The organism is Geminicoccus flavidas (assembly GCF_009806515.1).
Classification (GTDB): Bacteria; Pseudomonadota; Alphaproteobacteria; order Geminicoccales; family Geminicoccaceae; genus Geminicoccus; species Geminicoccus flavidus.
In genome coordinates, this window is sequence record NZ_WUJP01000736.1 from 1 (window position 1) to 9,181 (window position 9,181).

Below are 9,181 nucleotides of genomic sequence, written 5' to 3' on the forward strand. Positions count from 1 at the left end.
CTGGTGATAGAACGACAGGACCCGCTCGATGCCTCTGGCCTTGCTGCGGGCGAGTGCAGGGGTGGGCAGGCTGGCGGCGGCGACGGCGATCGGAGCGGCGAGACAGACGCCAAGCCAGGAGCGGCGCGTCAGCTTCGCGCGCGGCGCGGTATCGAGCAAGGGTCCCCCCGGACGAGACAAGGCTGAGGGAAGGGCCGCAGGCAACTGCCCCACAATGCAGTCAATTCAAGCTCTTGCGGCCGAACCTTCCCGTAAGGTCTCCTTAAGGGTGAAGCAATCGGGTAAGTGCGTCACAGCAGCTGTGGCAGCAGCGCATCAGGCTCGGCGGCGCGAGGCCGCGCCGGCCTGCCTTCCAGGCCGGCTGCCACGCGCTCAGCGGCCTGCGGCTTCCTCGGGCGTGAGGGTGCGCAGTGCCAGCGCATGGACCCGCTCCGCCATCAGGTCGGCCACCAGCTCGTGCACCAGCCGGTGGCGCGCGATCCGGCTCTGGCCCCGGAACCGCGGCGACACCACCAGCACCTCGAAATGGGTCTCGCCGCCTTCCCGCCAGCCGGCATGACCGCGATGGCCGGCAGAACGGTCCGCCACCTCGACGACCTCCGGTTCCAGCGGCGCCAGCGCCAGCCTGATCCGCTCGCTCATGCTCATCCCGAACCCTCCAGGCTGCGCCAGCATCTGCCGCCGCAGCATCCGGATGGCAAGTGCAGGGACGGGTCTCAGCGTGAACGGATCGTTAACCCTTACGCCTTATGGTTGCTTGCAGACGCAACCGCGACGGGTGGTTGCCGGGCCTGGGCCATGACGGAGACGAGCAGGATGAGCGTCAAGCTGGAGCGGCAGAGAGCAGCGGGGGCCGGGCGCTCCCGTGCCCAGGACATCGACAAGTTCGTGGGCAACCGCATCCGGGCGCGCCGCACCATGCTGGGCCTGACCCAGCAGCAGATGGCCGACATCATCGGCGTGACCTACCAGCAGGCCCACAAGTACGAGAAGGGGGTCAACCGGATCGCTGCCGGCCGGCTCTTCCAGATCGCCCAGGCGCTAGGGGTGGAGGTTGGCTTCTTCTTCGAGGGCATGACCCACAGCACGGGGGCCAGCCCGCCGCCCCAGCAGCGCATGCTCCTGGAACTCGCCCGCAACTTCATCGCTGTGCCGAGCCGCCGCCATCAGGAAGCGATCTGCAGCCTCGCCCGGGCGCTCGCCAGCGCCGAGGAGTGAGCGGCGCCATCGGTCCTGGTGCCGGTGCCTAGGGATCAGCGCGCGCAGCCGGAGCAGGGCCGGGCCAGGCTGATTCTCTCCATGACGCGGCTGGCCCTTCGCGGCGACCATGGTGACCAGCGTGTCGCCAGACCAGGCGGACATCGTCCGATGGCCCGTCCTTCTCGATCGAGACGAGCCCCGGCAGCACGCACGGCTTCGGCCTGGGCACCGGCGTGCCGTCGAACCCACTCTGCACCCGGCACGCCCGCTGGCCGCAGTAGAGCCAGCAACAGCGCCAGCAACGCCCTGCCCGCGGGTGCACCCTGCCGGCGCCTGCACGGCCATGTCTCAGCAGCCAGTGGCAGGCAGGTTCGGGATATTGTAAGGCAGCGGCTGATTACTCGGCTGGTCACCACCCTGATCCTGGCAGGATATGGCGAAAACCGTCGGCCATGCCATTGACGTCAAGCTGTCGCTGACCGCCGCGGCGCTGGGCGCCATCACCCGCAAGGACCTGGCCCTGGCGTTCCGCCGGGCGAACCCGGCGACGTCGTTCGATCTCGAGCGGGCGCACAAATGGCTGCAGGGCCGCTCGAAGCCGCGCGAGATGGCGCTCTACGAGGACTGGTCCAGCCTCCTGGGCCTGGGACGGCCGGGCTCCTGGATCGCCGAGTGCAGCGTCGAGGATTTTCTCGACGCGGTCTGCCCTCAGGGCGGTCCCGAGCGTTCGGTCATGCTGCGCCGGGCCGAGGCCTTTCGCGGCACCGGGCAGCGCGAGCGCCCGGAAGGCGTGCAGGAGCTGGTGGGCCAGTATGCCTGCTACTCCCACGCCTGGTCGCCCTACTTCGCCGGGCGGCTCATCCGTGGCTGCCTCAGCATCACCCTGCCGGCATCGAACACCCAGCCGCGCGCCGCTTATGCCGAGTCGCTGCCGCACGGCCAGCTCCAGACCGAGGGCTCGCTCACCCTGACGGCCCATGCGCTCCAGCTGGACCTGCGCGATCCGCAAGGCGGTGCCCAGCTCGTCCATGTCCTGTTCGGCCCGTCCCCGCCGGTCAGCGTGCTGGGCGGGCTGATGTGCGGCACCACCATTCTCGGGCCGGAGCGGGTCCCGTCCGTGACCCGGATCCTGATGGTCCGCTTGCCCGCCGCCGGCCCTGGCGTCGCCATGCGCGAGGCCTATCTGCCCGCCGAAGCCTCGGTCGCCCGTGATCTCGCGGGGCTGGGCCTGATCCTCGACGATCCGGACGAGGCCGACCGACGCATCGTCCGCTTCCTGACCGGCTCGCTGCGGCCGGGCATCGACCAGATCATGGCAGCCGACTTCCGGGCGGTCGTCGAGTTGCTCGACCAGGCCTGGATCACGCGCAACGGCCACGCCCCCGGATCCTGAAGCTCAGGCCCGCCAGAACGGCTTGGCCGCCTCCAGGCGCGCATCCTGCCGGGACACGCCGATGTCGAGCAACTCCTGGTCGGTGAGACCGGCCAGGGCCCGACGCTGGACCACCCGGTCGAAGCAGCACCAGCCAACGCGCCAGAGACCGGCGAGGGCACGCCGCGCGCCGCCTCCGCTTTCCGCTGCCGTGCTCGCCCGCATCAGTTGCAGTGCCATCGCGCTTCTCCTGGACCTCTGCCGCGCCGGCAAGTCATGATCCTATCCTCCCCGGGGGGTGGCGGAACGGGATCTGGGTGGAGAGGAGTGGATTTCTGTGGAACTTCCTGGACAGTGCCGCCAGGCCACCGGAAACGGGCCCGGCAGGTGGATCCGCTCTGCAGGAGCCGTCCCCTCGATATCAGGAAGGACACGCCGTCATGGAGCCAACGGAGCTCGTCTATGCCAACCTCGTCGACGTGGCGGAGCTGATCCGCACCAGGCAGGTCTCGCCGCGCGAGGTGACCCGGGTGGTCCTGGACCGCATCGAGGCGCTCGAGCCGAAGCTGCACGCTTTCACGGTCGTCACGCCTGAGCTGGCGATGGAGCAGGCCGGCCGGGCCGAGGCCGAGATCATGTCCGGCCGCTATCGCGGCCCGCTCCACGGCGTGCCGATCGGGTTGAAGGACCTGTGCTTCACCAAGGGCATCCGCACCTCGGGCGGCATGGCGATCCACGCCGAGTACGTGCCCGACGAGGACGGTACGGTCACGGCCAGGCTCGCCACCGCAGGGGCGGTGACGATGGGCAAGCTCCAGATGACCGAGGGCGCCTACTCCGAGCACCACCCCTCGGTGACCGCACCGCGCAACCCCTGGGGCAGTGCCTACTGGGCCGGCGCCTCGTCCTCAGGCTCGGGCGTGGCGACCGCGGCCGGGCTTTGCTACGGCGCCATCGGCTCGGACACGGGTGGCTCGATCCGCTTTCCTTCCCTGATGAACAACTTGACTGGCCTGAAGCCCACCTGGGGCCGGGTCAGCCGCTACGGCGCCTTCATCTTGTCGCAGTCGCTGGACCATCTGGGCCCCATGACCCGCTGCGCCGCCGATGCCGCCGCGATGCTCCAGGCGATCGCCGGCGAGGACGACAACGATCCCACCACGCTGCTGGCCCCGGTGCCGGACTATCTGGGCAAGGTCCAGGCGGCCGGCGTGTTCGGCGCCCGCGGGCTGCGCATCGGCATCGACCGGCGCTTCAACACGACCGGGGTCGAGGACAAGGTCGCCGAGCTCACCGATGCCACAGCCGAAGTCCTGCGCTCGATCGGCGCCACCCTCGTCGACATCGACTTCCCCGACAGCAATGCGGTCCTGGAGAGCTGGGTCGAGTTCTGCGGCTACGAGACGGCGCTCGTCCATGCCGAGACCTTTCCCAACCGCAGGAACGAGTACGGCCCGGCACTCACCGGCCTGATCGAGATCGGCCTCGGGGTCAGCCCGCAGCGGATCGCAGAGATCTCGGTGGAGCGCGACAAGTTCAAGGGCCGGCTCGTCCGGGTCTTCCGCCAGGTCGACCTGGTCCTGGTGCCGGGCCTGTTCCTGGCCGGGCCCAGCCTGGAGCGCCTGGCGCTCAGCGACCCCAGGGAGCTGACCACGCTGCTGAAATACACCGCCCCCTTCGACATGAGCGGCAGCCCGACCATCACCCTGCCCTGCGGCTTCTCCGACCAGGGCATCCCGATGGCCTTCCAGCTGGTCGGACCGCATCTGTCCGAGGACGTGCTGCTCTGCGCCGGCCACGCCTTCCAGCAGGCGACCGACTGGCACACCAAGCATCCGCCGGTCTGACGCCAGAGCCGTTCCGCACCCCATCCCGGCCCGCGCCGGGTGGGGGCGGAACCACTCTCCCGTCACGGCGCCATGCTGGCGAACACGCGGTCGCGCCGGACGAGCCCATGCATCAGGGCCGCGGCGAGATGGGCCAGGATCGTGGCGAAGAACAGATAGGCCAGCAGGCCGTGGGCCGAGCGCAGCACCGCGTAGAGCATCGGGCTGGCCGGCAGGATCGGCGGCAGATGGACGCCCGGCCAGAGCTGGACTGGGTAGTCCTGCGCCGAGAGCATGCCCCAGCCCACCAGCGGCAGGGCGAACATCAGGAAATAGAGCAGGTAGTGCGACAGCTTCGCCAGCGCCTGCTGCACGGCCGGCAGGTCGGCGGGCAGGGGCGGCGGCGGGTGGCCGAGCCGCCAGGCCAGCCGGATGAATGCCAGCACCAGGATCGCGATGCCGAGCGGCCGGTGGATGCCGACCAGCAGCTGGTAGCGGGCCGAGACGGTCGAGACCATGCCCACCCCGATGAACAGCATGGTGAGGATCAGGACCGCCATCAGCCAGTGGAGCAGGCGGGCCATGCCCGTGAAGCGCGCGTTCATCCGCTTTCTCCCGCCCGCACCGCGGAGACCTGGACGGCACTCGGCCGCTTCGCCTCGCCATCCCGCCGGCGCAGCCCTTCGGCATAGGCCGCCGAGCGTGCCGCAGGGAACGGATCGTCGGCGGGCTCGATTCCCGCCGGCAGGACCAGCGGGTCGAAGGTCACGTCACGGCAGCTGCCGGTATCCTCGCCCTCGACCGAAGCGACCGTCAGCGTGCCGACCTCCACCCGCTGCCGGTCGGGTGGCCAGGCGACGGTGGGATCGGCCGTGACGTCGCCTGGGCCTGCGAGCGTCACGACCAGGTGCCAGCGCAGCTGCCCCTGGCCCACGGCCTCGATCAGCTCGTCGAACAGATAGTTCGGGCCTGATGGTGCCGGCCGCTCCGTCTCGGTCTGCTCCGGCACCATCGACCAGCGCACCGCTGCTTCCTCGCCTTCAGCGTTCACGAAGCGGAACGTGTTGAGCCCGCTGTAAGTGGCGGTGGCGAAGCTTGCCGCCGGCGGCGCAGCCTTGATCGTCTGCAGCGCTGCTGCCGTGGCAGGATGGGCCGTCAGGAAGGCCTGCACCGCGGCCGGATCCGGCTTGCCGGTGGCGGGGTCGGGCCGCGTGGCCGCCAGAAAGCCCGCGAACTCCTCGACATTGCGCACGGGAAACACCGGGATGTTGTTCATACCGGTGCGCCACTCGTCGCCGTCCGCCGGGAGAAAGCGCAGCGCCATGCTCCAGACCGGGCTCGTTTCGTCCGGCACGGCCGGCCGCCCTGCGGCCAGGGCCAGCCGGCCAATCACCGGCACCTCGGCGCCCGCGAACACGCTCGCCTTAGACAGGGTCGGGCCGGCGCCGTTGCCCGTGAACGTGCCGGCGATGCAGATGCCCTTGGCGTGGTTGCGGCGAAAGCCCGGATGCTGGCCGTTGTTCGCCTCCAGGGCATCGACCACCCGCTCCGGCGAGAGGCGGCCAGGGGTCAGCCAGCCGCCCGTATAGGCGAAGCCGGCAGCCGCGGTCAGCACGACCGCACCGATGGCGGCAAGGCGCACGATCACGGCCGGCCCCCGGACCGGGCCCGGCCCGTCCTGGGCCTCGTGCGGCAGATGATGGGACAAGCCTACCTCCTTCGCAGCCCGAAGCTGCGGGATTGTTCAGGCCAGCAGCCCGGCGGACGCGGCGGCACGCACCGCACCCGCCCTCGGCCGGTCTAGGTGCGAGGTGCAAGCAGCTGCGAAAGCCTGGCCGCGCGCGGGTCGTCGGCCCGGGTCACCACCGCATAGCTGTACGCACCGTGCGTCCAGTACTGCGCCAGCAGGCCGCCTTCGGTCCGGGCACCCTCGATCGTGCGCCCGGGCCGCGGCCGGATGTAGAAGCTCACCTCGTTGCCGCGCGCATCCGCGTAGAGCACCAGTGCCGCCGCACCGTCATTGGTGACCAGGGCCTGGCCCTCGACCGGGCGGAGCCCCAGCTCCTCCAGGTCCGGCAGCCCGCCGCCATGGCCGAACTGGGCGGCCAGCCAGGGCTGGATCGTGTCGGCCGGCAGGCCGGGCGGCGGCCCGCTTTCCGCGTCGGCGAAAAGCCGGTGCGCCTGGATGGCGTCGGCCATCGGCAGGACGCCGCTGCCCGGCACGGTGGCGCGGAGCTGCCAGCCGCCACCGGCACCCAGGCAGATCCCCAGCGCCAGGGTCGCCGCCAGTGTCGCCCGTCGCCGCCGGCGGCGACGCAGCTCCTGGCGCAGCCGCAGCGGATCGAGCGCGGGATTTGCCGGCAGCAGCTCCGCATTGGCCATGGAGGCCCGGAGGCGCTCGGCATCGCGCTGCCAGCCGGCCACCAGGGCGGCCTGATCGGGTCGAGCCGCCAGATAGGCCTCGACCTGCCGCCGCGCCGCCGGGCCGAGTTGCCCGTCGACGAAGCCATGCAGGTCCGTCTCGCTCACATGGGTCTCGTTCATCGGACCACCCGCAGCCGGGGCCGCCCGGCCTCGCCATCGACCATGCTGCGCAGAAGCTGCCGGGCGCGGCTCAGGCGGGACATGACAGTACCGACCGGCACGCCCAGGATCTGGGCCGCCTCGCGATAGGAGGCGCCCTCGACCACGATCAGGACGAGCAAGGCTCGCTGCTCGTCCGGCAGTTCACCCAGCGCGCCGAGTGCGGCCTTGGCCAGGACCAGGTCCTCGGTCGAGGCCGCTGCCGGCTCCGGCTCCCCGGCGAGCCAGCCCAGCAGCCGGAGGAACCGCCGCGAGCGCCGCTTCCCATCGCTGAACTGCCGGTAGAGGATCGCGAACAGCCAGGCCCGGATGTCCCCCTCCGTGCGCCTGGTGTCCCAGCGCGACAGGGCCCGCTCCAGGCTCGCCTGGACCAGATCGTCGGCACTGGCCGGATCGCGCGTCAGCGAGAGCGCGAACCGGCGCAGCCGCGGCAGGAGCTGGCGCAGCTCCGCATCATCGATGTCCGGCATCGTCCGCCATCCGGCCGCGTTCCCCGTTGCAGGTGCGTTCGGAGGTTGGACGATCGGCCTGCGGAATTATTCACCAATCCACACAGAAAATATCGGCCGGTCCCTCAGACGAACACCATGCCGCCGTCGACCATCAGCGACTGGCCGGTCATGAAGTCCGAATCCGGCGAGGCCAGGAACTTGGCGACCCCCACCAGGTCGGTCGCCACCGACGGCCGGCCGAGCACGGCCCGGGCCGCGTTGTCGTGGAAGGAGGTGTCCTCGCCCTGGCTCAGCCCGTGGGCCTGGTAGCCGCGGTCGATCACCTTCCACATCTCGGTGCCGACCACGCCCGGGCAGATCGCGTTCACGTTGATCTTGTCCTTGCCGAACGCACGGGCCGCCGCCTGGGTCAGCGCCACCACCGCCCATTTGCTGGCGCAGTAATGGGCGAGCGGTTCGTAGCCCTGCTTGCCGGCGATGGAAGCGGTGTTGATCACCTTGCCGCCGCCGCCCTGGGCCAGGAAGACCTTGATCGCCTCCTGCATGCCGATGAGCACGCCCAGCCCGTTCACGTCCATGACGTTGTGCCAGTCGTCCTCGGTGATCTTGAGGAAGGGCTGGACCTGCGCGATCCCGGCATTGTTGAAGATAGCGTCTAGCCGGCCGAACTCCGTCACCGCTGCCTGGATCATCGCCTGGACTTGGGCGCGGTCGCGCACGTCCGCGCCCACGCCGATCGCCGTCCCGCCATCCGCCTTGATCGCCTCGACCACGGACCTGGTGGAATCGGCGCTGAGATCGGCCACCACGACCCTGGCACCCTCCGCGGCCAGCGCCTTGGCGATCTCCGCCCCGATCCCACGGGCACCGCCGGTGATGACGATGCTCTTGCCGTCCAGCTGATAAGGCATTGCGCTCTCCCTGACCTGGGCCCGCATCCTTGCCGGGCGGGCCTCCGCCCCGGGTGATGACGCCGAAGAAGAAACCTGTCGAGGGTGCACGATGCCGGCGGATCAGCGGCGCGCCGCGACCAGCAGCAGCATCGGCCGGTCCTGCTCCTCCAGGAGTTCCGGCTGCACGCGGAGTTGCTCCGGCGAGGGCCGCCATTCCTCGACCTGGCGGATGGTGAAGCCCGCCCGGATGAGCGTGTTCAGGGTCGTGCCGAGCATCCGGTGCTGCTTGACCACGCCCTGGGCCAGCCAGTCGGTGCGGCGCTCGCCCTCCACGCCATAGTGATCGACCGGCCAAGTCCGCTGCCCGTCGGGGTGCGCGAGCCAGCCCGGCCGCAGGGAGGCCATGTAGATCGGGTGCTCGATGCTGAGCACGAGGTCAGCACCCGGTACCAGCGCGCGGCACACGGTCGCAGCCAGCCGGTCGAGATCGACGATGTAGTGCAATGCCAGCGAGCTGAAGGCGAGGTCGAAGGCCGCCTCGGGCAGGTCCAGGCGCTCGAGGTCCATGTGCCGGTAGATGATCGCCGGATCGTTGGTCAACGCCTCTGCGCCCGCCAGCATGTTGCGCGACAGGTCGATCCCCAGCACCGCGGCGGCACCGCCTGCCCGGGCGAAGCGGGCGAACCGGCCGAACCCGCAGCCGAGATCGACCACCCGCCGCCCGGTCAGGTCCGGCAGCATCGCCCGCAGGGCCGGCCATTCCGGCGCGCCCGCCAGGCCACGCACCGAGCGCGGCAGCCGGCGGTAGGCCGCGAAGAAGTCCGGGCGGTCGTAGATGTTCTGCGCCATCGGCAC

The 9,181-nt window shown here is 70.6% G+C and carries 11 protein-coding genes; 3 read left to right on the forward strand and 8 right to left on the reverse strand.

Annotated features, from left to right (window positions below):
• Nucleotides 1-372: 372 nt before the first annotated feature.
• A complete protein-coding gene (locus tag EQG76_RS21130) occupies nt 373-648 on the reverse strand; it encodes a BolA family protein (protein ID WP_159716307.1) in 276 nt (91 codons plus the stop codon).
• Nucleotides 649-816: 168 nt separating this feature from the next.
• On the opposite strand from EQG76_RS21130, the gene EQG76_RS21135 reads away from it, so the two are divergent.
• Both EQG76_RS21135 and EQG76_RS21140 read left to right on the forward strand, forming a co-directional pair.
• Entirely contained in the window at nt 817-1,218 is a 402-nt protein-coding gene (locus EQG76_RS21135) for a helix-turn-helix domain-containing protein (RefSeq protein ID WP_159716308.1), read from the forward strand.
• Nucleotides 1,219-1,633: 415 nt separating this feature from the next.
• Nucleotides 1,634-2,593: a hypothetical protein gene (locus EQG76_RS21140; RefSeq protein WP_159716309.1), complete on the forward strand. Its 960-nt coding sequence runs from the start codon at nt 1,634-1,636 to the stop codon at nt 2,591-2,593.
• A 3-nt stretch (nt 2,594-2,596) separates the two neighbouring features.
• On the opposite strand, the gene EQG76_RS31780 is transcribed toward EQG76_RS21140, so the two are convergent.
• Nucleotides 2,597-2,812: a DUF1127 domain-containing protein gene (locus tag EQG76_RS31780; protein WP_200840996.1), complete on the reverse strand. Its 216-nt coding sequence runs from the start codon at nt 2,810-2,812 to the stop codon at nt 2,597-2,599.
• A gap of 200 nt (nt 2,813-3,012) precedes the next feature.
• Here EQG76_RS31780 and EQG76_RS21150 point away from each other — a divergent pair, with 200 nt between their 5' ends.
• Nucleotides 3,013-4,419 carry an amidase gene (locus EQG76_RS21150; protein ID WP_159716310.1) on the forward strand — a complete coding sequence of 469 codons (1,407 nt, stop codon included), beginning with the start codon at nt 3,013-3,015 and terminating at the stop codon, nt 4,417-4,419.
• A gap of 62 nt (nt 4,420-4,481) precedes the next feature.
• Here EQG76_RS21150 and EQG76_RS21155 read toward each other — a convergent pair whose 3' ends face one another.
• The 6 genes from EQG76_RS21155 to EQG76_RS21180 all read right to left on the reverse strand — a co-directional run bounded on the left by EQG76_RS21155 (nt 4,482) and on the right by EQG76_RS21180 (nt 9,175).
• A complete protein-coding gene (locus tag EQG76_RS21155; protein ID WP_159716311.1) occupies nt 4,482-5,003 on the reverse strand; it encodes a cytochrome b in 522 nt (173 codons plus the stop codon).
• Nucleotides 5,000-6,106 carry a catalase family peroxidase gene (locus EQG76_RS21160; RefSeq protein ID WP_235031487.1) on the reverse strand — a complete coding sequence of 369 codons (1,107 nt, stop codon included), beginning with the start codon at nt 6,104-6,106 and terminating at the stop codon, nt 5,000-5,002. The genes EQG76_RS21155 and EQG76_RS21160 overlap by 4 nt, the downstream gene beginning before the upstream one ends.
• A gap of 92 nt (nt 6,107-6,198) precedes the next feature.
• Complete coding sequence (locus EQG76_RS21165; protein ID WP_159716312.1) at nt 6,199-6,942, reverse strand: anti-sigma factor family protein; 744 nt, start codon at nt 6,940-6,942, stop codon at nt 6,199-6,201.
• Nucleotides 6,939-7,451, reverse strand: coding sequence for a sigma-70 family RNA polymerase sigma factor (locus EQG76_RS21170; protein WP_159716313.1), 513 nt, complete (start codon nt 7,449-7,451; stop codon nt 6,939-6,941). Before EQG76_RS21170 ends, EQG76_RS21165 begins: the two co-directional genes overlap by 4 nt.
• A 104-nt stretch (nt 7,452-7,555) precedes the next feature.
• Complete coding sequence (locus tag EQG76_RS21175; protein WP_159716314.1) at nt 7,556-8,344, reverse strand: SDR family NAD(P)-dependent oxidoreductase; 789 nt, start codon at nt 8,342-8,344, stop codon at nt 7,556-7,558.
• 102 nt (nt 8,345-8,446) lie between these two features.
• Entirely contained in the window at nt 8,447-9,175 is a 729-nt protein-coding gene (locus EQG76_RS21180; protein ID WP_159716316.1) for a class I SAM-dependent methyltransferase, read from the reverse strand.
• Between the last annotated feature and the right edge of the window lie 6 nt (nt 9,176-9,181).

What these genes read in the sequence shown, in the direction of transcription:
- EQG76_RS21150 (WP_159716310.1), top strand. Translation starts at nt 3,013, where the DNA reads ATGGAGCCAACGGAGCTCGTCTATGCCAACCTCGTCGACGTGGCGGAG.
- EQG76_RS21165 (WP_159716312.1), bottom strand. Translation starts at nt 6,942, where the DNA reads ATGAACGAGACCCATGTGAGCGAGACGGACCTGCATGGCTTCGTCGAC.
- EQG76_RS21155 (WP_159716311.1), bottom strand. Translation starts at nt 5,003, where the DNA reads ATGAACGCGCGCTTCACGGGCATGGCCCGCCTGCTCCACTGGCTGATG.
- EQG76_RS31780 (WP_200840996.1), bottom strand. Translation starts at nt 2,812, where the DNA reads ATGGCACTGCAACTGATGCGGGCGAGCACGGCAGCGGAAAGCGGAGGC.
- EQG76_RS21170 (WP_159716313.1), bottom strand. Translation starts at nt 7,451, where the DNA reads ATGCCGGACATCGATGATGCGGAGCTGCGCCAGCTCCTGCCGCGGCTG.
- EQG76_RS21175 (WP_159716314.1), bottom strand. Translation starts at nt 8,344, where the DNA reads ATGCCTTATCAGCTGGACGGCAAGAGCATCGTCATCACCGGCGGTGCC.
- EQG76_RS21135 (WP_159716308.1), top strand. Translation starts at nt 817, where the DNA reads ATGAGCGTCAAGCTGGAGCGGCAGAGAGCAGCGGGGGCCGGGCGCTCC.
- EQG76_RS21130 (WP_159716307.1), bottom strand. Translation starts at nt 648, where the DNA reads ATGAGCATGAGCGAGCGGATCAGGCTGGCGCTGGCGCCGCTGGAACCG.
- EQG76_RS21140 (WP_159716309.1), top strand. Translation starts at nt 1,634, where the DNA reads ATGGCGAAAACCGTCGGCCATGCCATTGACGTCAAGCTGTCGCTGACC.
- EQG76_RS21180 (WP_159716316.1), bottom strand. Translation starts at nt 9,175, where the DNA reads ATGGCGCAGAACATCTACGACCGCCCGGACTTCTTCGCGGCCTACCGC.